The organism is Pseudomonas asiatica (genome assembly GCF_040214835.1).
Taxonomy (GTDB): Bacteria; Pseudomonadota; Gammaproteobacteria; order Pseudomonadales; family Pseudomonadaceae; genus Aquipseudomonas; species Aquipseudomonas putida_Z.
Map to the genome: position 1 here is coordinate 4,574,257 of NZ_CP157874.1, position 19,899 is coordinate 4,594,155.

Genomic DNA, 19,899 nt, shown 5'->3' on the forward strand with positions numbered 1-19,899 from the left:
CACCCGCGGTTTCCTGGCCTACCCCCGCCAGCGAAATGCAAATCAGGTTTTTAGGAGCGCTGTAATGCCTGAGATCTACCATTTCTTCCAACAACTGGTTAATGGATTGACCATCGGCAGCACCTATGCCTTGATCGCCATCGGCTACACGATGGTGTACGGCATCATTGGCATGATCAACTTCGCCCACGGCGAGGTGTACATGATCGGTTCCTACGTGGCCTTCATCGCCCTGGCGGGCCTGGCCATGATGGGTATCCATTCGCTGCCGATCCTGATGACCGTCGCCTTCGTCGCGACGATCTTCGTCACCAGTGCCTATGGCTACAGCATCGAACGGGTTGCCTACCGCCCCCTGCGCAACAGCAACCGACTGATCCCGCTGATTTCCGCCATCGGCATGTCGATCTTCCTGCAGAACACCGTCTTGCTTTCGCAAGACTCCAAGGACAAGTCCATCCCCAACCTGATCCCCGGAAGCTTCTCGTTCGGGCCGGGCGGCGCGGAGGAAGTACTGATCAGCTACATGCAGATCCTGGTGTTCGTGGTCACCCTGGTGGCCATGACCTGCCTCACCCTGTTCATCTCCCGTTCCCGCCTGGGCCGCGCCTGCCGCGCCTGCGCCGAGGACATCAAGATGGCCAACCTGCTGGGCATCAACACCAACAACATCATCGCCCTCACCTTCGTCATCGGTGCCGCCCTGGCGGCGGTGGCGGCCGTGCTGCTGAGCATGCAGTACGGGGTGATCAACCCCAACGCCGGTTTCCTGGTGGGCCTGAAGGCCTTCACCGCGGCGGTGCTGGGTGGCATCGGCAGCATCCCGGGCGCCATGCTCGGCGGGCTGGTGCTAGGCGTGGCCGAAGCGTTCGGTGCCGATATCTTCGGCGACCAGTACAAGGACGTGGTGGCATTCGGCTTGTTGGTTCTTGTCCTGCTATTCCGGCCGACCGGCATCCTGGGCCGCCCGGAGGTTGAAAAAGTATGAACAGAAATCTCAAACAGGCGTTCTTCAGCGCCTTGCTGGTATGGGCCGTGGCCTTCCCGGTACTGGGCCTGAAACTGAGCATCGACGGCATCAGCCTGTCCGTGCACAGCCAGGGCTCGTTCAACCTCAGCATCATTGCCCTGTGCTCGGTGCTGATGTTCCTGCGCGTGCTGTTCGACAAGCAGTGGAACTCGGTAATGGGCCGCCGTTCGGATCGCAAGCTGATCCCGCCGGCGGTCAGCAACTACCTGACCCTGCCGAAAACCCAGCGCTACGTGATCATGGGCCTGATCGTCGCGGCACTGGTATGGCCGTTCTTCGGCTCGCGCGGTGCGGTCGACATTGCCACGCTGATCCTGATCTACGTGTTGCTGGGCCTGGGCCTGAACATCGTGGTCGGTCTGGCAGGCCTGCTCGACCTCGGTTACGTCGGTTTCTATGCCGTCGGCGCCTACAGCTACGCCATGCTCTCGCACTACCTGGGCTGGAGCTTCTGGGTATGCCTGCCGATCGCCGGCCTGATGGCCGCTACCTTCGGCTTCCTGCTCGGCTTCCCGGTGTTGCGCCTGCGCGGTGACTACCTGGCGATCGTGACCCTCGGCTTCGGCGAGATCATCCGCCTGTTCCTGCGTAACCTCACCGACTGGACCGGCGGCCCCAACGGCATCAGCAACATCCCCAAGCCAGAGCTCTTCGGCCTGACTTTCGAACGCCGTGCCGCCGAGGGCATGCAGACCTTCCATGAGTTCTTCGGGCTGGAATACAACTCGATCAACAAGGTCATCTTCCTCTACCTGGTGGCCCTGCTGCTGGCCCTGCTGGCGCTGTTCGTGATCAACCGCCTGCTGCGCATGCCGATCGGCCGCGCCTGGGAAGCCCTGCGCGAAGACGAGATCGCCTGCCGTGCACTGGGCCTGAACCCGACCGTGATCAAGCTGTCGGCATTCACCCTGGGTGCCTGCTTCGCCGGTTTCGCCGGCAGCTTCTTCGCTGCGCGCCAGGGCCTGGTGACGCCGGAGTCGTTCACCTTCATCGAGTCGGCGATCATCCTCGCCATCGTCGTGCTCGGCGGCATGGGCTCACAACTGGGCGTGATCCTCGCGGCCATCGTGATGATCTTGCTGCCCGAGCTGATGCGTGAGTTCAGCGAATACCGGATGCTGATGTTCGGTGCGCTGATGGTGTTGATGATGATCTGGCGTCCGCAAGGCCTGCTGCCTATGCAACGTCCACACATGGAGCTGCGTCGATGAGCCGCGAAATTCTGCAAGTCAGCGGCCTGAGCATGCGCTTCGGCGGCTTGTTGGCGGTCAACGGCGTGGGCCTGACCGTCAAGGAAAAACAGGTGGTGGCACTGATCGGCCCGAACGGCGCCGGCAAGACCACGGTGTTCAACTGCCTGACCGGCTTCTACAAGCCCAGCGGCGGCACCATCCTGCTCGATGGCCAGCCGATCCAAGGCCTGGCCGGGCACCAGATCGCCCGCAAGGGCGTGGTGCGGACCTTCCAGAACGTGCGCCTGTTCAAGGAAATGACCGCGCTGGAAAACCTGCTGATCGCCCAGCACCGCCACCTGAACACCAACTTCTTCGCCGGCCTGTTCAAGACCCCGAACTTCCGCCGCAGCGAGAAGGAGGCCATGGAGCGCGCGCAGTACTGGCTGGAGAAGGTCAACCTGACCGAGTTCGCCAACCGTACCGCCGGCACCCTCGCCTACGGCCAGCAGCGCCGCCTGGAAATCGCCCGCTGCATGATGACCCAGCCGCGCATCATCATGCTCGACGAACCGGCAGCGGGCCTGAACCCGAAGGAGACCGAAGACCTCAAGGCGCTGATCGCCTACCTGCGTGAGTCGCACAACGTCACCGTGCTGCTGATCGAGCACGACATGAAGCTGGTGATGAGCATTTCCGACCATATCGTGGTGATCAACCAGGGCACCCCCCTGGCCCACGGCACGCCGGAAGAGATCCGCGACAACCCTGACGTGATCAAAGCCTACCTGGGGGAAGCGTAAATGCTGAAGTTCGAGAACGTTTCCACCTTCTACGGCAAGATCCAGGCGCTGCACAGCGTCAACGTGGAGATCAACCAGGGCGAGATCGTTACCCTGATCGGCGCCAACGGTGCCGGCAAGTCGACCTTGCTGATGACCCTGTGCGGCTCGCCGCAGGCGCACAGCGGCAGCATCAAGTACCTGGGTGAAGAACTGGTCGGCCAGCCGTCCTCGCACATCATGCGCAAGAGCATCGCGGTGGTGCCGGAAGGCCGCCGCGTGTTCTCCCGCCTGACCGTCGAGGAAAACCTGGCGATGGGCGGTTTCTTCACCGACAAGGGCGATTACCAGGAGCAGCTGGACAAAGTGCTGCAGCTGTTCCCGCGCCTGAAGGAGCGTTATATCCAGCGTGGCGGCACCATGTCCGGTGGCGAGCAGCAGATGCTCGCCATTGGCCGGGCGCTGATGAGCAAACCCAAGCTGCTGCTGCTCGACGAGCCCTCGCTGGGCCTGGCGCCGATCATCATCCAGCAGATCTTCGACATCATCGAACAGCTGCGCCGTGATGGCGTGACGGTGTTCCTGGTGGAGCAGAACGCCAACCAGGCGCTGAAGATCGCTGACCGGGCGTATGTGCTGGAGAACGGCCGGGTGGTGATGCAGGGTACTGGGGAAGCACTGTTGACCGACCCGAAGGTGCGCGACGCGTACCTGGGGGGTTGATGGGAAAAGGGCCTTCGGGCCCTTTTTTCTGCCTGCCGGTTTTGTGTCGCCTGTGCAGCCCTCTTCGCGGGTAAACCCGCTCCCACAGGTACGGCGCCACACTCAAGCCTTGCACTATCTCTGTGGGAGCGGGTTTACCCGCGAAGAAGCCAGCACAGTTGACCGAAAACTTGTGATCCCGGCAAAGCCTGAGTAACGTGGCCAGCTCCTTGGCAAAAGATCCCCCCGGAGCCCGCCCCATGCGCCTCACCCCCACCCTGCTGCTCACCGCCCTGCTGCCCCTGTTCGCCGGCTGCCAGCTCATGGCTGACGCCCCCAGCGACCCGAACATCGGCACCACGCGCATGCAGGGCGAGTTGCGTGCTGCCGGTGGCCAGCTGCTGTTCAAGCCGTGCAGCGAAAGCCGCACTTTCGTGATCAACGACGTCGCCGCCACCGGCATCCTGCAGGAAGCCGCCAACCTCGCCAAGGACGCCAACGACAAGCTGTTCGCCGACGTCCGTGGCCGCCTCACCGGCAGCAGGCAGGCCAACAACGACGGCCAGCTGGAAGTTCGTCGCCTGTACCGCCTGGAACCTTCCACCCGCGCTTGTGAAGACCCCAACTTCAAGCAGCTGACCCTGCGCGCCAACGGCCATGAGCCGGAATGGGACATCAAGGCCAGCGGCAAAGGCATGGTGCTCAACCGCGTCGGCCAGGAACCCCTGCCCCTGCCCTTCCTGGAAGAAGAAGTGCCCGGCGGCGGCCTGACCCTGACCAGCGAAGCCAACGGCCAGCACGTGGAGCTGTGGGTCGCGCCACAACGCTGCGTAGACACCGCCACCGGTGCCATCCACCACCTGCGCGCCGAACTGCGCATCGACGGCAAGACCCTGCAGGGCTGCGGTTACTACGGCGGTGCGCGCGACAACTGATCGCCGGGCGCTTTTATCCTGCCAGTCGGGGCGGCGAACAGCTTATACTTGGCGGTTTGTGTAAAGCCGCCGGCCGCCCATGGCCGGGATACTGGACCCTGCCATGCTACGAATCACCGAACTGAAGCTGCCCCTGGACCATCCCGACGAAGCCCTGCGTGAAGCCATCGTCCAGCGCCTGGGCATCCGCGACGAGCAACTGCTCAGCTTCAACCTGTTCAAGCGCAGCTACGATGCGCGCAAGAAGAACAGCGAACTGCTGTTCATCTACACCATCGACCTGGAAGCCAGCAACGAAGCCGAACTGCTCAGCAAGTTCGCCGACGATCGCAACATCGGCCCGGCGCCAGATGTGACCTACAAGTTCGTCGGCCAGGCCCCTGCCGATCTGCAGGAGCGCCCGATCGTGGTCGGCTTCGGCCCGTGCGGCATCTTCGCCGGCCTGTTGCTGGCACAGATGGGCTTCAAGCCGATCATCCTCGAGCGCGGCAAGGAAGTGCGCCAGCGCACCAAGGACACCTGGGGCCTGTGGCGCAAGAGCGTGCTCAACCCCGAGTCCAACGTGCAGTTCGGCGAAGGCGGCGCCGGTACCTTCTCCGACGGCAAGCTGTACAGCCAGATCAAGGACCCGCAGCACCACGGCCGCAAAGTGCTGGAAGAGTTCGTCAAGGCCGGTGCGCCAGACGAAATCCTGTATATCAACAAGCCGCACATCGGCACCTTCCGCCTCACCGGCATGGTCGAGCAGATGCGTCAGGACATGATCGCCCTCGGCGCCGAAGTGCGCTTCCAGCAGAAGGTCACCGACCTGCTGATCGAGGATGGGCAGCTGACCGGCGTGGTGCTGGAGAGCGGCGAACAGCTGCACTCGCGCCATGTGGTGCTGGCCCTGGGCCACAGTGCCCGCGACACCTTCCGCATGCTGCACGCCAAGGGCGTGTACATGGAAGCCAAGCCGTTCTCGGTGGGTTTCCGCATCGAACACCCGCAAACGCTGATCGACAAGGCGCGCCTGGGCAAGTACGCCGGTCACCCGAAACTTGGTGCCGCCGACTACAAGCTGGTGTACCACGCCAAGAACGGCCGTTCGGTGTACAGCTTCTGCATGTGCCCGGGTGGCACCGTGGTCGCCGCCACCAGCGAGCCAGGCCGGGTGGTTACCAACGGCATGAGCCAGTACTCGCGTAACGAGCGCAACGCCAACTCCGGCATCGTCGTCGGCATCGACCCCGAACGCGATTACCCGGGCGGCCCGCTGGCCGGCATCGAGCTGCAGGAGCGCCTGGAAGCCCACGCCTACGTGATGGGCGGCAGCAACTACCAGGCCCCGGCGCAGCTGGTGGGTGACTTCGTCGCCGGCCGGCCGTCGACTGCACTGGGCAGTGTCGAGCCGTCCTACAAACCGGGCGTGACCCTGGGCGACCTGGCGCCGAGCCTGCCGGACTTCGCCATCGAGGCCATTCGCGAGGCACTGCCGGCGTTCGACCGGCAGATCAAGGGCTACAACCTGCATGATGCAGTGTTGACCGGGATCGAGACCCGCACCTCGTCGCCGCTGCGCATTACCCGCGGTGAGGACTTCCAGAGCCTGAACCTGAAGGGGCTGTTCCCGGCGGGTGAAGGGGCTGGGTATGCGGGCGGGATCCTGTCGGCAGGTGTCGATGGCATTCGTATCGCCGAGGCGGTGGCGCGGGATATGCTCGGCCTCTGAGCCTTTATTACATGCCAGGGCCTCTTCGCGGGTAAACCCGCTCCCACAGGTACTGCACAGGTATTGCAGACTGTGAAGTACCTGTGGGAGCGGGTTTACCCGCGAAAGGGCCACTGCAGACATCAGAAAAATCCACAACAAACATCAGACTTCCCCTCCCCACTCTTTCCCCATCTGCATCTAGGCTTCCCTCAGCCCAGCCAGTAACAACATATAACAAAAACGAATATAGTTTTTGTTTGAAAGCATATCGTCACAGGCTAGGGTGTACGCCCGTTCCATCGTCAACTGCTCATGGAGAGCCTATAGCCCGTGCGTAGCCTGTTCACCCGCTTCTTCCAGCTCGAAGCCGCCAGCGGCCTGTTGCTGATCGCTGCGGCCATCCTGGCCCTGGTCATCAACAACTCGCCGCTGTCCTACCTGTACAGCGGCCTGCTCGACGTCCCCGTCGCCGTCCAGGTCGGCGCGCTGCACATCGCCAAACCGCTGCTGCTGTGGATCAACGACGGCCTGATGGCCCTGTTCTTCCTGCTCATCGGCCTGGAGGTCAAGCGCGAGGTGGTCGACGGCCACCTGTCCAAGCCCTCCCAGGTGATCCTGCCTGCCACCGCCGCCGTGGGCGGCATGGTGATACCGGCACTGATCTACTGGTTCATCAACCGTGACAACCCGGCGGCCGTGGCCGGCTGGGCGATCCCCACCGCCACCGACATCGCCTTCGCCCTCGGCGTACTGGCCTTGCTGGGCAAGCGCGTGCCGGTGTCGCTGAAACTGTTCCTGATGACCCTGGCGATCATCGACGACCTGGGTGCGATCATCGTCATTGCCCTGTTCTACTCGGGCACCCTGTCGAGCGTGTCGCTGCTGCTGGCCGCCGCCTGCCTGGTAGTGCTGGTGGCCATGAACCGGCTTGGCGTGGTCAAGCTTGGGCCGTACATGGTAGTTGGCCTGATCCTGTGGGTCTGCGTGCTCAAGAGCGGTGTGCATGCCACCCTGGCCGGGGTTGCCCTGGCCCTGTGCATCCCGCTGCGCACGCGCCATGCCGAACGCTCGCCACTGCTCGCCCTGGAACACGCCCTGCATCCTTGGGTCGCCTACGCCATCCTGCCGCTGTTCGCTTTCGCCAATGCCGGTGTATCGCTGGCAGGCATGACCGTAGAAAGCTTCACCCACCCGGTGCCACTGGGCATCGCCGTCGGGCTGCTGCTGGGCAAGACCGTGGGTGTCTTCGGCCTGACCTGGGTCGCGGTCAAGCTGCGCCTGGCCGCGCTGCCTGCAGGCGCCAGTTGGGGGCAATTGCTGGGTGTGGCGATACTTTGCGGTATCGGCTTCACCATGAGCCTGTTCGTTGGCTCGCTCGCCTTTGTGCCTGGCAGCAGTGATTACGCCGGAATGGACCGCATGGGTATTCTCACCGGCTCGTTCTTCGCCGCCGTGATCGGCTATGCGGTAACCGCCATGGCCAGCCGCAAGCACAACGTCGGCTGACCTGGCCGCAGCATGAAAAAACCCCGACTGGCGAGCGCCATGTCGGGGTTTTGTCTTGTTGGGCTACGGTCAGTGCGTGACGCGGCTGGTGCCATCGACGGTCATGATGCGCACGCGGTCGCCAACGCGGAAGATCTCATTCTGCTGCACGGCCTGCACATAGGCACGCATGCTGCCATCATCCTCACGCACGGTAATTTCGACACCCTGGGTACGAGTCAGGCCTTCTTCGGCGGCGGAACCGGCCAGGCCACCGGCAACGGCACCAATCACGGCGGCGACGATGCTGCCACGGCCCCCACCCACGGCGCTGCCGGCCACGCCACCGACGATGGCGCCAGCACCACCGCCGATCGGGGTCTTGGTGCCTTCGATCTTGACCGGGCGCAGGGACTCGATGGTGCCCATGCGCACGGTTTGCACGCGGCGGGCCTCATCACGGGAGTAGCTGTCACCGGTCAGGCTCGAGGCACAGCCACCCAGCAACAGCGACATGGTGGTAAAGGTCGCCACCAGCAAAGCGGATTTACGCATGGGTAAAGTCTCCATAAGTCAGGTGCTCATTAGACGCTGCACGTTGACGGCTGTCACGGTACAAACGTAATAAAATTGTTTTCATTCAGCCAAGGGACAGCCTGCGTGGCTGTGTCGAGGCCTTTCAAGTGAGACCAAGGATAGCCATGGATTACTTCATCGTCGTGGTCACCACCGTTGCGGGGTTGTACTTCCACTGGTGGCTGTATGTGCGCATGCGCCGCTGGATGGACCGTGACCTGGCGTTGTCGCTGGCTGGGGCGGACCCTGCAAAACGCACGTATATGCTGCAAAGGCTGGAGCAGGCGCGGGTGGAGAAGGTGGGGCGCAAGCAGTTGGCGGGGTGGTTGGAGCGGGCGGCTGCGGGGTATCCGGGGTAGCCTGATGGAGTGCCGGGGCTGCTGCGCAGCCCTTTCGCGACACAAGGCCGCTCCTACAGGGGATCGCGATCCCGGCAACTGACGCGGCTCCCTGTAGGAGCGGCCTCGTGTCGCGAAAGGGCCGCAAAGCGGCCCCAACAATCTCAGGGCGCCAACCGCTCCCGCAGCCATTGCCCATCCACCAGCCGGTAGTTCAGTCGGTCATGCAGGCGGCTGGCCCGCCCCTGCCAGAACTCGATGCGTTCAGGCAGCAAACGATACCCACCCCAATGTTCCGGGCAATGCGGCTGGGTGTCGGAAAAGCGCGCCTCGGTGGCCTTGACCAGCCCCTCCAGCTCCTCACGGCCGGCAATCACCTGGCTCTGCGGCGAAGCCCAGGCCCCCAGGCGGCTGCCCAGCGGGCGCACCTGGTAGTAGGCGTCAGACTCCTGGGGCGTGACCTTTTCCACCCGCCCTTCAATGCGCACCTGGCGCTCCAGTGCCGGCCAGAAGAAGGTCATGGCGGCGAAAGGGTTGACCAGCAGTTGCTGGCCCTTGGCACTATCGTAGTTGGTGAAGAAGGTGAAACCACGCTCATCGAGCCCCTTCAGCAGCAAGATACGGCAGTGAGGGCGGCCGTCACCATCGACAGTGGCCAAGGTCATGGCGTTGGCCTCCACCGGTACCTGCTCGGTTTTCACCGCATCGGCGAACCACTGGTGGAACAGGGCGAACGGCTCCCCCGGGGCCTGGGCTTCGGCCAGGCCATCACGGGTGTAGTCGCGGCGCATATCGGCCAGGGATTGGGTCATTGCTGCGTTCCTTGACGATCAGTTGGTCTTCGCAGGGCTGTTGGCAGCTACTTTCTTGTCAGTGGTAGCTTTCTTGGCGACGGGCTTGGCCGGCGCGGCTTTTTTCTTGGCCGTGGTCTTGGCTGGCGCCTTGGCCTTGGCTTTGGTTACAGGCTTCTTCGCCGCAGCCTTGGTGGCCGGCTTGCTGTCGGCAGGCTTGGCGGCAGGCGCCTTGACGTCCTGCACCGCCACCATCGGGGCCCGCGCCGGGGCGGCTTGCTGGTACTTGGCCAGCAGGGCGACCATGGTGTTCTGCGGGGTCAGCAGCATTTCCACACGGCGGTTCAGGGCACGGCCCTCGGCGCTGTCGTTGGCGGCGCGCGGCATTTCCGAGCCCATGCCCTTGAGGTTCAGGCGATCACGCTGCAGGCCGCTGAGGCGGAAAATGGCCGACACCGAAGCGGCGCGCTCCAGGCTGAGCTTCTGGTTGGCGGCAGCGACACCGCTGCTGTCGGCATGGCCGAGCACCAGCACGGCGGTCTTGGCATCGCCCTCGACAGTCTTGGCCACACGAGTGATCGGGCCCAGAGTCATCGGCAACAGCATGTTCGGACGATCAGGGTTGTACGAGCTGTCCACCGGGATGGTTACGGCCAGCACGTTGTCACGGCGCTCCAGTTCCAGCTTGCTGCCCTTGATCGCCTCACGCAGCTTGGGCTCGTACTCGTCCAGCCAGGCCTGGGTGGCCTTCTGGTCGATCTTCGGTACCACCGGCCCCTTTGCCTGCTTCTCTTCACCGCCGAACGGCCACCACCAACGGCTGGCGTTGTCGGACTTGGCGTCGGCCTTGGCCACGTTTTCCGTGACGGCTTGCTTCACTTCCTGCTCGGCAACCTTGTCCGAACCGAAGGGCCACCAGCTCGAGGCGCTGTCCTTCGAGCCGTCCTGGGGGTGACTGGCGCAGCCGGTAACGGCGGTCAGGCACAGGGCGAGTGCTAAGGTTTTGTGTGAAGACATCAGCGATACACCATGAAATAGAAAGAAATTTTGCCTACGCCTTTCAGGCGTTGGCATTGAGGATAGTCAAAGGGGTGGGGCAACACCCGCATTACCCGATCAAAGGCAACTGGCAAGGACGCGTACCAGTTTCTGGGCTCGCGGGTCCATGAGCACATAAGGGCCAAGGGTATTGACCACGAAACCGAAGGCCACATCGTGTTCCGGGTCAGCGAAACCGACCGAGCCACCAGCACCTGGGTGGCCGAAGGCGCGGGCCCCGAGGCCGAACGTGGCATTGGCCACGTCGGGCTGGTCGAGCATGCAGCCCAGGCCAAAACGGGTCTGGGTGAGCAGGGTGCGATCCTGCCCGAGGCTGTGCTCACGGGTCAGTTCGTCGAGCAGTTCGGATTCGAGCAGGCTGCCGTCAAGCAACCCGGCATAGAAGCCCGCCAGGCTGCGCGCATTGCCATGGCCATTGGCCGCTGGCTGCTGCATGCGCCGCCACTCCGGCTTGTTGGTACTGGTCAGGATCGCCGGCGGGTTGGTGAAGGCACGGGTCGACAGGGCCTCGGGCTCGCGCATGGTCACCTGCAGCAGGCGCTGCGCCGCAGCGTCCCCGGCGTTGCCCTTGCCACGGGCGATGTGCGCCACGCGATAAAACTCATCGTCCGCCAGGCCGACATGAAAATCCAGCCCCAACGGCCGAGCGGTACGGGCCACGATCGAGTCGCCGGGGCCACGGCCGTCGGCACGGCGGATCAGCTCGCCGATCAGCCAGCCGTAGGTAATGGCGGCATAGCCGTGCTCGGTGCCGGGTGTCCACCAGGGCGTTTCGGCAGCCAGCGCATCGACCATGGCCTGCCAGTCATACAGCGCTTCGGCCGGCAGCAGCTCACGGATGGCCGGCAAGCCGGCACGGTGGCTGAGCAGCTGGCGCAGGGTGATCGCCTGTTTGCCTGCCTGGGCGAACTCGGGCCAGTAGTTGGCCACCGGCGCATCGAGGGCCAGCTTGCCCTCGCCGACCAGTTGCAGGGCGGTGACAGCGGTGAAGGTCTTGGTGCAGGAGAACAGGTTGGCGATGGTATCGCTGTGCCAGGCCTGCTGGCCGTCCTTGTCGGCACTGCCGGCCCACAGGTCGACCACGGTTTCGCCACCAACCTGGATGCACAGCGCGGCGCCACGCTCCTGGGGATCATCGAACAGCGCGGCAAAGGCTTCGCGCACTGCTTCGAACTTCAGCTCATAGTGACCCTGGATCTGCACCCGCTGTTCTCCGTACGACCAATTCCGAAAATGGTGTGCATTGTTTCAGTAGTTGCGTGTTTTGCAAACTGGCTTGGGCCAAGTGGTCGCGACGAATGGCAGCCAGGACGAACGGTGCTCCTGTAGGAGCGGCCTTGTGTCGCGATGGGCTGCGCAGCAGCCCCGGCAAATTGTGCATTGCGGCGGAGATCCTGGGGCTGCTGCGCAGCCCATCGCGACACAAGGCCGCTCCTACACCAGACCGCGTCAGCCGGTTGCTAGGGCGCCGGTTTTTCCAGTTGGGCGCGCAGCTGGCTCATTGCCTGCAAGTTGCTCTTGCGCACGGCATCGACAAACCCCGGGTATGGCATATCGGTGATCGCCACCAACCCGAGGTGGCCGTTCTCGCCATCGAGCAGGCGGCCGCTGGCCGGCTGGTCGAGGTACTGGAACCAGTGCGCGCCAACGATCATCGGCTGCGCCAGGGCCGCCTTGAGGAAGTTGCCGTAGGCCGGGCCACGGTCTTCTTCCCGCGCCACTTCCAGCGGCCCCGGCCAGAACGGCCCGCGATCGCGCGAGCCGAACTGGAACTCGGACACCAACACCGGCTTGTCCAGCTCGGCCAGGCGGGCGAAGTCGTAGCCATCCTGCGGCTTGAGGGTATAGAAGTTGAAGCTGAGCACATCGCAGAACTCCGCGCAGGCCTTGACCGCCTCCGGCGTGCTGACGGCATAGCGGCCCCCCAGCAGCAGGTGATTGGGCGCATGCCACTTCAACGAGTCGGCAATGGTCCTGAAGTAGGTTTCGGCGAACACCTGCTGGAAGTGCTGGTAGTCACGCTCGATTTCCGGGTGCTCCGGGTCGGGCAACGGTGCCTCGAAGCCCGGGTCCTCCATCAGTTCCCAAGCGGTCAGCTCGATGCCCCAGGCCTTGGACAGCCCTTCCTGGTTGCGGTACTTGTCACGCAACTGCTTGAGGAAGGCGCGCTTGGCCGGTACATCGGTGGTCAGGCGCAAGGTACCGTAGGCCAGGCCGTAACGCGCCTTCGGGTCGCTACCGGGGGCGGCCCAGGCCAGTTCGTTGTCGGCGAAATAACCGATCAGCCAGGGGTCGTCACGGTGATCGCGGGCGGCAATGGCCACGGCGCGCTCGGTAGCCATGGCAAAACGCGGGTCGAACGGGTCGGGCATGCGGCCCCACCAGTCCATGCCGGTGCTGATGCTGGCGTAATCCCCCACGATCGATAGCGGCAAGGTGTACGGTATACGCCTGGCCTGGCCCAGGGCCGGCTCGCTCCAGTTTCCGACCGTGTTGAAACCCCAGGCCTGCAGGCGGTCGAGCGCATGCGCCTGCCAGCGTGCGCTATCCAGCGCCAATGGTGGGCAGTTGGCCGGCTGCCCTTCTACGGCGGGCGGGCAGGGTTTGCCATAGGTGCGCTGCAGGTTGGCGGCATAGAAATCGAACCAGCGCCCCTGTTTGAAGTTGCGCCCTTGCGACGAGGGGTTGCCGTCGTCGTTGTTGCCATCGCCATAGAATGCGGCCAGTGCATCACCCTCGCCCGGCAACGCCTTGAACATCCCCTCACGCCCGGCGACGTAGGTACGCCCGCCATCCGCGGCCACGGCATTCACCCCCAGGGAATAGAACGGATGCCCCTCGGGCGTTACCAGGTACCAGCGGCCGTCACGCTTTTCGGTGCGGAAGAAGCCTTTGGCCTCGAACGCCGGCCCGGCCAGCAGGCCACCGTATGCATCCAGCTGCTGCTTGCCGCGCTCTGCCAGCCAGCCTTTGAGCTGTTGCTGCTCGCGTGCATCGGCCGCCTTGAGCTGCTCGTCATTGGCAACCTTTTCAGGCCAATGGCCGCGGGTGTACTGGCCATAGGCATCGATCAGCTCATGGTAGGCCGCCTTGTAGGCCTGGTCGTCATCCTGGATGCCAACCCGCTCGATCAGCAGGTTCTGCGCCACCTTGGGGTTGGGGATACTCAGGCTGACCGACGCCACCTGCTTGAGGTCGACCGCGCCGGCGCTGCTGGTCAGCAGCAGGCGCTGGCCGCCATGGTTCCAGGGCATGGGCGGGCCGGCGCGCATGCCCTGGCTCAGCGGCGAGCTGGCCGTCAGCGGTACCATCACGGTTTGCGCAGGACCGGCCGGAAGGTCAATGCGGCTGGTCAACGTGCGGCCATCACTGCCCTGCACCATGACGTCCACGGTCAGCGCCCAATCCATCGCGCTTTGCAGGCGCAAGGTCAGGAACTGACCGCCGGACCAATCCCACACACCGCTTTGCGGGCTGAGGCGCAGGGTCGGCCGCTGGGCCGGGTTGAACACCACGCGCCGCAACACTTCGCCTTCGGCCGTCTGCTCCGCGTTGTACTGCGGCATGCCGGCATCCTCGGTCGCCACGTTGACCACCGAGGCCGGGCGCACGAAGCTGAACAGCGTCTGCTGCCCAGCCAGCAAGGGCGAGCTGAACAACAGGGCGAAAATGGCGGGCAGGGTACGGCGGACCATAAGGCTGGGGCTCTCCTTCAGGGCCCTCATGGCCCACGACTGAGTAATGGACATCGCGCCGGAGCAAGTGTGCTCCGGCGGTCAGGAAATCTCCCGCCGGAACGGCGGCAGCGCATTGAGAATAGCCTTGCCGTAGCGCTGAGTGACCAGGCGCCGGTCAAGCAAGGTGATGACACCGCGATCCTGTTCGGTTCGCAGCAGGCGGCCGCAAGCCTGGATCAGCCGCAGCGAGGCGTCGGGCACGGCAATTTCCATGAACGGGTTGCCGCCGCGAGCTTCGATCCACTCGGCCAACGCCGCTTCGACCGGGTCGTCGGGCACGGCAAAGGGAATCTTGGCGATCACCACGTGCTCGCAGTAGGCACCCGGCAGGTCGACACCCTCGGCAAAGCTGGCCAGGCCGAACAGCACGCTGTGCTGGCCATCGTCGACCCGCGCCTTGTGCTTGTTCAGGGTTTCCTGCTTGGACAGGTTGCCCTGGATCAGCACCAGCTTGCGCCAGTCACGGTCCAGGCCATCGAACACGTCCTGCATCTGCTTGCGCGAGGAGAACAGCACCAGCGCGCCGCGGGCATCTTCGACGATGTTCGGCAGTTCGCGGATGATCGCTGCGGTATGCGCGGCCGCATCCCTCGGGTCGGCCTTGAGGTCGGGGACCCGCAGCAGGCCGGCATCGCCATGCACGAACGGGCTGGGCACCACGCAGGTGACCGCGTCACGCGGCAACCCCGAGCGCATGCGGAAGCGGTCGAACTTGCCCAGCGCGGTCAGCGTCGCCGAGGTCACCAGCGCGCCATGGGCCACGCTCCACAGGCTGCGGCGAAGCATTTCGGCGGCCAGGATGGGGCTGGCGTTGACTTCGATATCGAACAGCGCACCGCTCTCGGCCAGGGTCAGCCAGCGGGCCATGGGCGGGCTGTCTTCCGGGTCTTCGGCGGTAAAGGCCGTCCACAGCTCCCAGTTGCCCTGGGCACGGGTGACCAGGCTACCGAACAGCGGGTACCACTCCTCGGCCTGATGGCTGGCGATGCCGATGTTGACCTCACCGTCCATGCCCTCCTTGAGCAGGTCGGCCAGGCGGGTGAACAGGTCGTTGAGGCGGGCAAAGCCCTTTTTCAGCTCGATGCCCACTTCGCGAATCTGCTCCGGCACCACGCCGCCTTCGAAGCGGTAGCGCGGGCGCTCACGGCCTTCGTTGTCCTCGCTGGGGCGGAAGTCGGCAACCTGCTCGCACAGGGTGAACATGAACTGCTGCTGGGTGCGCACTTCCCGCGCAAGCTCCGGCACCTGTTCGATGTACTTGCCCAGGTCACCGGGCAGCGGGTGCTGGGCCAGCAGCTTGGTCAGGTTCTTGGCGGTCTGCTCCAGCCAGTCGGCAGTGGAACGCAGGCGCGAATAGTGGGCGAAATGGCCAATGGCCTTGTCCGGCAGGTGGTGGCCTTCGTCGAACACGTACATGGTGTCGCGCGGGTCGGGCAATACCGCGCCGCCGCCCAGGGCCAGGTCGGCCAGCACCATGTCGTGGTTGGTGACGATCACATCGACCTTGCCCATGCCTTCGCGGGCCTTGTAGAACACGCACTGCTGGAAGTTCGGGCAATGACGGCCGGTGCACTGGCTGTGGTCGGTGGTCAGGCGCGCCCAGTCCTGGTCTTCCAGGGCTTCGGGCCAGCTGTCGCGGTCACCGTCCCAGCGGTTGCCGGCAAGCTTCTCGATCATGCTGTTGAACAGCTTCTGGCTGCGCTCGTCGACTTCGATGTGGAAGCCTTCTTCCTCGAACAGCTGGGCGGTGGCCGATTGGGCGTGGCCCTCCTGCAGCAGGATGTCGAGCTTGGACAGGCACAGGTAGCGGCCACGGCCCTTGGCCAGGGCGAAGCTGAAGTTCAGCCCGCTGCTGCGCATGAGGTCGGGCAGGTCCTTGAAGACGATCTGCTCCTGCAGCGCCACGGTGGCGGTGGCGATCACCAGGCGCTTGCCGGCGGCCTTGGCGGCCGGAATGGCAGCCAGGCTGTAGGCCACCGTCTTGCCGGTACCGGTGCCCGCCTCCACTGCCACCACGGCAGGCTCGCCGGCACGGCGGCCTTCTTCGTCGCAGGCGATGTCGCCGAGCACCTTGGCCACTTCGGCGATCATCAGGCGCTGGCCATAGCGCGGCTTGAGGCTCTTGGCTTCGAGAAAACGCGTATAGGCGCCCTGGATGGTGGCTTTGAGTTCGTTGCTGATCATGGTCTGCAGGCGCCCGGAGGGCTGGATATATTTTCAGTGTTTCGCATGGGGCGGCTATCATACCCCGCTATTGCCCTTTATGCCGCATGGAGATCCGGATGCTTGCCTTTGCCCTGCCCTACACACTGCATGTCCTGGCCGCCCTGGTGTGGGTCGGCGGCATGTTCTTCGCCTGGCTTGTGCTGCGCCCGGCAACGGTTGCAGCCCTTGAGGGGCCTGCCCGGCTGCGCTTGTGGGTGGAAGTTTTCCGACGCTTCTTCGGTTGGGTCTGGCTGGCCGTGGCGATTTTGGCGATAAGTGGTATCGGCATGTTGCACATGCGCTTCAGCGGCTTCGAGACTGCACCGAAGTATGTGCAGGTGATGATCGGTGGAGGCATCGCCATGTTTGCCCTGTTCATGCGCATCCAGGCGTTGCTGCTGCCGGAGTTGAGGGCGGCGGTGCAGGCCGAAGACTGGCCGGCAGGTGCGGCAGTGCTGGGGCGGATTCGGCGGATGGTGGGGATCAACCTGCTGCTGGGCCTGGCGGTGGTAGCCGTGGCCAGTTCGCGGCTGATGCTCTGACAGGATCTGCGCGGCCCCTGTAGAAGCGGCCTTGTGTCGCGATGGGCTGCGCAGCAGCCCCGGCAATTTGTGCGAAGGCGCTGAAATCCTGGGGCTGCTGCGCAGCCCATCGCGACACAAGGCCGCTCCTACAGGGGGCGCGGCAAGGCTTCAGAGGCGCTGCAGAATCAGCTCACCTGCAGCGCCGGCCAACCCAGGCTGGCCCGGCTGCCCCGGCCGGCCATTGGCGCCGGCGTCTGTGCGGTACACCAGGCAACCCTTGCTAGCCCCGCCCTTGCCGGCCTTGCCAGCAGCCCCGGCCTTGCCCGGTGCGCCGCCGTCCAGGCGCACCACGATGCGTTCTTGCGGGAAGCCCTGCGGCACGCTCAAGCGGATGCGCCCACCCGGCGCACCATCGTGCCCGTTGCCGCCGTCATCGCCATTGGCACCGCGGCTAGCCTGGCCCCAGGTGCAGCCACCGGCCTGGCCGTTGGCGCCATCGAGCCCCACGTACCCCGGCGCACCGGCACCGCCACGGGCATCGATGGCCAGGCGCTCGGCATCCACTTCAGCCAGTTTCAGGTCCAGGCTGCGGCCCGACCGGGCTCCCCGCTGGTAAGTACCCGCCGCTCCCGGCGCACTGAATTCGCTACCCTCCCCCAGCCGCGCACTGCGCGCCTCGATCAGCAACGGGCTATCGGAAGGTGCAATGGCGATACGTGCATCGCGCCCCAACTCCAGCTGGTCGACCTTCAACTCAGCGAGCGTGGCAGGCAGCAGCAGGGTTGCGGCATCGGCGACACGCAACTGTGCCAGGTGCACGCTTGCCGACTTGTCGGGCAGGCGCAGCATGGAATTGGCAGCGACCTCCAGGCTTTCGGCCTGGGCCAGGGGAACGGCCAACATGGCCAGCAACATCAGATTACGCATTTCGCGGCGCCTCCTGCACACGGGGGATGGACATGACATGGAAGATACCCGTCAACAGGATCTGCAAACGATCGAACCAGCGGTGGCTGCGCCCGCGCAGGCTGCCATTGAAGAACAGCACTTCGAGCAGGTGCAGGCCCAGCAAGGTGATGCCGGCGGCGTTGATCAGCAGATTGAAGGGCAAGGGTTGTGGCATCAACTGATTGAACAACACCACACCCCAGAAAGCGACTGTCAGGACCTTGCCCAAGCCCAGGATGAACCTCATATCCCGCCCCCATGAATTGTTGTTATGTCGAGACGGCCCGTTCGAGCGGGCCGTGCGACCAACATTAACTGCAATGCCAGGACAGGCGCCAGCACCACTCAGTTGAGGTGCAGTTCCACCCGTCGGTTGCGGGCGCGGCCCTCCCCGCTTTCGTTGTCGGTGAGCGGCTCACTCTCACCACGCCCCTGGCTGGTGACCTTGCCCGCCTCCAGCCCCTGGCTGATCAGGTAAACGGCCACGCTGCTGGCGCGGCGTTCGGAAAGTGCCTGGTTGTAGCTGTCGGAGCCTACGTTGTCGGTATGCCCGATCACGCTTACTTTCGCCACTGTCGGTGAATCGAGCTTCGCCACCAGGCCTTGCAGGCGCTGCTGGGCCGCCGGGGTCAGCTCGGCGGAATCGAAGGCGAACATCACCGCGCCGTTGTCATCCAGGATGATCACCTCTGGCGAGGGTTCAGGTTCAGTGGCAGGCGGCGATGCGGGGTACACCTTCAACGGGCAACCCATGTGGTCGACCGCAGTGTTGGCGGGGGTATCGGGGCAACGATCGCGGCGGTCGAAAATACCGTCGCCATCTTCGTCGCCATCCTGGGCGTAACAGATCAGGCCCCCGGCAATGGCGCCAAGGGCACCGCCGCCAGCCGCCCAGCTCGAACTTTCGATGGCGCCCAGGCCACCACCGACCAGGCCGCCGAGCAGGCTGCAGATGGGCCAGGTCCTCTGGTTGAGCGGCGCGCTGCCATCGCTGTGGGTGGCGCAGCCCGCGAGCAGGCTGGCAGCCACCAACAGCGGCAGCGCCGCCTTCGACGTCACACTCATGCTGAATGCTCCTGTGTCATTGGCCACGGACGGTTGACCGCCGTGAAGGCGCGCCCGTGCCACTGCTCAAGGCACGGGCGCACGCCGCTCTACCGCTGGATCTTGATCTCGGTACGGCGGTTCATGGCGCGCCCATCGGCCGTGGCGTTGTCTGCCACCGGCTGGGTTTCACCGGCACCGACCACCGAAACGAAGCTGCTGCGCGGCACACCGCTCTCGACCAGGTAATCGGTCACCGAGTGGGCACGGCGCTCGGACAGTTTCTGGTTGTAGCTGTCGGAGCCGACGCTGTCGGTATGGCCGCTGACGCTCAGGCGGGCGGACGGCGCTTCCTGTTTCAGGCGCGTGGCAATGGTGTTGAGGCGCTCCTTGTCGCTGGCGGTCAGGCGCGCAGAGTCGAACTCGAAGTGCACATCGCGGATGACGATGACTTCTTCCTTCTGCACCACCACTTCCTCGACCACCGCGGCCGGCTCTGGCGGGCAGCCGTTGGCATCGACCTGCACACCGCGCGGGGTGCCTGGGCACTTGTCACGGCTGTCCGGCACGCCGTCGCCATCCTCGTCGCCATCGCCATGGGCCCAGCAATAGCCCGCCGCCAGGCCACCGCCCAGCAACGCGCCCCAACCAGCCCAGCTGGAGCTCTCGATGGCGCCCAGGGCAGCGCCGCTTACACCCCCGACGGCGGCACATTTCGGCCAGTCGGTCTTTTGCAAACCTGCACAACCAGTCAACACACTGGTGAGCAGAACCAGGGGTATCGCTGTGCGTACTATGCTCATTTCATTGCTTCTCCTAGGGGGAATCGGCATAAGGCCGATTTCAGGGAGTAAAGACCGAGCATCTGATCCCTGCCA

At 64.6% G+C, this 19,899-nt stretch carries 19 protein-coding genes; 9 read left to right on the forward strand and 10 right to left on the reverse strand.

The window, feature by feature from the left end; translation table 11 throughout:
* Positions 1 to 64 precede the first annotated feature (64 nt).
* From livH to nhaA, 7 genes are all read left to right on the forward strand, one after another.
* A complete protein-coding gene (gene livH / locus ABNP31_RS20395; RefSeq protein ID WP_025340356.1) occupies positions 65 to 988 on the forward strand; it encodes a high-affinity branched-chain amino acid ABC transporter permease LivH in 924 nt (307 codons plus the stop codon).
* Positions 985 to 2,241, forward strand: a complete 1,257-nt coding sequence (locus tag ABNP31_RS20400) for a high-affinity branched-chain amino acid ABC transporter permease LivM (protein WP_025340357.1) — start codon at positions 985 to 987, stop codon at positions 2,239 to 2,241. Before livH ends, ABNP31_RS20400 begins: the two co-directional genes overlap by 4 nt.
* Entirely contained in the window at positions 2,238 to 3,005 is a 768-nt protein-coding gene (gene livG, locus ABNP31_RS20405) for a high-affinity branched-chain amino acid ABC transporter ATP-binding protein LivG (RefSeq protein ID WP_025340358.1), read from the forward strand. The genes ABNP31_RS20400 and livG overlap by 4 nt, the downstream gene beginning before the upstream one ends.
* Positions 3,006 to 3,707: an ABC transporter ATP-binding protein gene (locus tag ABNP31_RS20410; RefSeq protein ID WP_013973921.1), complete on the forward strand. Its 702-nt coding sequence runs from the start codon at positions 3,006 to 3,008 to the stop codon at positions 3,705 to 3,707.
* Between the two features lie 239 nt (positions 3,708 to 3,946).
* A complete protein-coding gene (locus ABNP31_RS20415) occupies positions 3,947 to 4,621 on the forward strand; it encodes a COG3650 family protein (protein ID WP_350012706.1) in 675 nt (224 codons plus the stop codon).
* A 103-nt stretch (positions 4,622 to 4,724) separates the two neighbouring features.
* Positions 4,725 to 6,332, forward strand: coding sequence for an NAD(P)/FAD-dependent oxidoreductase (locus tag ABNP31_RS20420; RefSeq protein ID WP_046614721.1), 1,608 nt, complete (start codon positions 4,725 to 4,727; stop codon positions 6,330 to 6,332).
* A 312-nt stretch (positions 6,333 to 6,644) separates the two neighbouring features.
* On the forward strand, positions 6,645 to 7,820 hold the full coding sequence (gene nhaA, locus ABNP31_RS20425; protein ID WP_350012707.1) for a Na+/H+ antiporter NhaA: 1,176 nt from the start codon (positions 6,645 to 6,647) through the stop codon (positions 7,818 to 7,820).
* A 69-nt stretch (positions 7,821 to 7,889) separates the two neighbouring features.
* Here the strand turns inward: nhaA and ABNP31_RS20430 are convergent, their stop codons facing one another.
* Positions 7,890 to 8,354, reverse strand: a complete 465-nt coding sequence (locus ABNP31_RS20430) for a glycine zipper 2TM domain-containing protein (protein ID WP_013973925.1) — start codon at positions 8,352 to 8,354, stop codon at positions 7,890 to 7,892.
* A gap of 146 nt (positions 8,355 to 8,500) precedes the next feature.
* On the opposite strand from ABNP31_RS20430, the gene ABNP31_RS20435 reads away from it, so the two are divergent.
* Entirely contained in the window at positions 8,501 to 8,734 is a 234-nt protein-coding gene (locus ABNP31_RS20435) for a hypothetical protein (RefSeq protein WP_075046122.1), read from the forward strand.
* 143 nt (positions 8,735 to 8,877) lie between these two features.
* Here the strand turns inward: ABNP31_RS20435 and pdxH are convergent, their stop codons facing one another.
* The 5 genes from pdxH to dinG all read right to left on the reverse strand — a co-directional run bounded on the left by pdxH (position 8,878) and on the right by dinG (position 16,484).
* Positions 8,878 to 9,525, reverse strand: coding sequence for a pyridoxamine 5'-phosphate oxidase (pdxH, locus tag ABNP31_RS20440; protein WP_085665460.1), 648 nt, complete (start codon positions 9,523 to 9,525; stop codon positions 8,878 to 8,880).
* 18 nt (positions 9,526 to 9,543) lie between these two features.
* Complete coding sequence (locus ABNP31_RS20445; protein WP_085614187.1) at positions 9,544 to 10,521, reverse strand: OmpA family protein; 978 nt, start codon at positions 10,519 to 10,521, stop codon at positions 9,544 to 9,546.
* Between the two features lie 99 nt (positions 10,522 to 10,620).
* Complete coding sequence (locus tag ABNP31_RS20450; RefSeq protein ID WP_025340366.1) at positions 10,621 to 11,766, reverse strand: EstA family serine hydrolase; 1,146 nt, start codon at positions 11,764 to 11,766, stop codon at positions 10,621 to 10,623.
* Between the two features lie 257 nt (positions 11,767 to 12,023).
* Positions 12,024 to 14,258, reverse strand: coding sequence for a beta-galactosidase (locus ABNP31_RS20455; RefSeq protein ID WP_085665459.1), 2,235 nt, complete (start codon positions 14,256 to 14,258; stop codon positions 12,024 to 12,026).
* A gap of 81 nt (positions 14,259 to 14,339) precedes the next feature.
* A complete protein-coding gene (gene dinG / locus ABNP31_RS20460) occupies positions 14,340 to 16,484 on the reverse strand; it encodes an ATP-dependent DNA helicase DinG (protein WP_013973931.1) in 2,145 nt (714 codons plus the stop codon).
* A gap of 98 nt (positions 16,485 to 16,582) precedes the next feature.
* Between dinG and ABNP31_RS20465 the strand changes: the two genes are divergently transcribed.
* Positions 16,583 to 17,047: a CopD family protein gene (locus ABNP31_RS20465; protein ID WP_003258897.1), complete on the forward strand. Its 465-nt coding sequence runs from the start codon at positions 16,583 to 16,585 to the stop codon at positions 17,045 to 17,047.
* Positions 17,048 to 17,197: 150 nt separating this feature from the next.
* On the opposite strand, the gene ABNP31_RS20470 is transcribed toward ABNP31_RS20465, so the two are convergent.
* The 4 genes from ABNP31_RS20470 to ABNP31_RS20485 form a co-directional block, all read right to left on the reverse strand.
* Entirely contained in the window at positions 17,198 to 17,956 is a 759-nt protein-coding gene (locus tag ABNP31_RS20470; protein ID WP_075046127.1) for a collagen-like triple helix repeat-containing protein, read from the reverse strand.
* Positions 17,949 to 18,224, reverse strand: a complete 276-nt coding sequence (locus ABNP31_RS20475) for a DUF1145 domain-containing protein (RefSeq protein WP_023663398.1) — start codon at positions 18,222 to 18,224, stop codon at positions 17,949 to 17,951. Before ABNP31_RS20475 ends, ABNP31_RS20470 begins: the two co-directional genes overlap by 8 nt.
* Before the next feature lie 98 nt (positions 18,225 to 18,322).
* Complete coding sequence (locus ABNP31_RS20480; protein WP_350012708.1) at positions 18,323 to 19,042, reverse strand: OmpA family protein; 720 nt, start codon at positions 19,040 to 19,042, stop codon at positions 18,323 to 18,325.
* Positions 19,043 to 19,131: 89 nt separating this feature from the next.
* A complete protein-coding gene (locus tag ABNP31_RS20485) occupies positions 19,132 to 19,824 on the reverse strand; it encodes an OmpA family protein (RefSeq protein ID WP_025340371.1) in 693 nt (230 codons plus the stop codon).
* Positions 19,825 to 19,899: the final 75 nt, after the last annotated feature.

Coding starts and splice junctions, on each gene's coding strand:
- livH (WP_025340356.1), top strand. CDS start 65: ATGCCTGAGATCTACCATTTCTTCCAACAACTGGTTAATGGATTGACC.
- ABNP31_RS20400 (WP_025340357.1), top strand. CDS start 985: ATGAACAGAAATCTCAAACAGGCGTTCTTCAGCGCCTTGCTGGTATGG.
- livG (WP_025340358.1), top strand. CDS start 2,238: ATGAGCCGCGAAATTCTGCAAGTCAGCGGCCTGAGCATGCGCTTCGGC.
- ABNP31_RS20410 (WP_013973921.1), top strand. CDS start 3,006: ATGCTGAAGTTCGAGAACGTTTCCACCTTCTACGGCAAGATCCAGGCG.
- ABNP31_RS20415 (WP_350012706.1), top strand. CDS start 3,947: ATGCGCCTCACCCCCACCCTGCTGCTCACCGCCCTGCTGCCCCTGTTC.
- ABNP31_RS20420 (WP_046614721.1), top strand. CDS start 4,725: ATGCTACGAATCACCGAACTGAAGCTGCCCCTGGACCATCCCGACGAA.
- ABNP31_RS20430 (WP_013973925.1), bottom strand. CDS start 8,354: ATGCGTAAATCCGCTTTGCTGGTGGCGACCTTTACCACCATGTCGCTG.
- ABNP31_RS20435 (WP_075046122.1), top strand. CDS start 8,501: ATGGATTACTTCATCGTCGTGGTCACCACCGTTGCGGGGTTGTACTTC.
- pdxH (WP_085665460.1), bottom strand. CDS start 9,525: ATGACCCAATCCCTGGCCGATATGCGCCGCGACTACACCCGTGATGGC.
- ABNP31_RS20445 (WP_085614187.1), bottom strand. CDS start 10,521: ATGTCTTCACACAAAACCTTAGCACTCGCCCTGTGCCTGACCGCCGTT.
- ABNP31_RS20455 (WP_085665459.1), bottom strand. CDS start 14,258: ATGGTCCGCCGTACCCTGCCCGCCATTTTCGCCCTGTTGTTCAGCTCG.
- dinG (WP_013973931.1), bottom strand. CDS start 16,484: ATGATCAGCAACGAACTCAAAGCCACCATCCAGGGCGCCTATACGCGT.
- ABNP31_RS20465 (WP_003258897.1), top strand. CDS start 16,583: ATGCTTGCCTTTGCCCTGCCCTACACACTGCATGTCCTGGCCGCCCTG.
- ABNP31_RS20470 (WP_075046127.1), bottom strand. CDS start 17,956: ATGCGTAATCTGATGTTGCTGGCCATGTTGGCCGTTCCCCTGGCCCAG.
- ABNP31_RS20475 (WP_023663398.1), bottom strand. CDS start 18,224: ATGAGGTTCATCCTGGGCTTGGGCAAGGTCCTGACAGTCGCTTTCTGG.
- ABNP31_RS20480 (WP_350012708.1), bottom strand. CDS start 19,042: ATGAGTGTGACGTCGAAGGCGGCGCTGCCGCTGTTGGTGGCTGCCAGC.
- ABNP31_RS20485 (WP_025340371.1), bottom strand. CDS start 19,824: ATGAGCATAGTACGCACAGCGATACCCCTGGTTCTGCTCACCAGTGTG.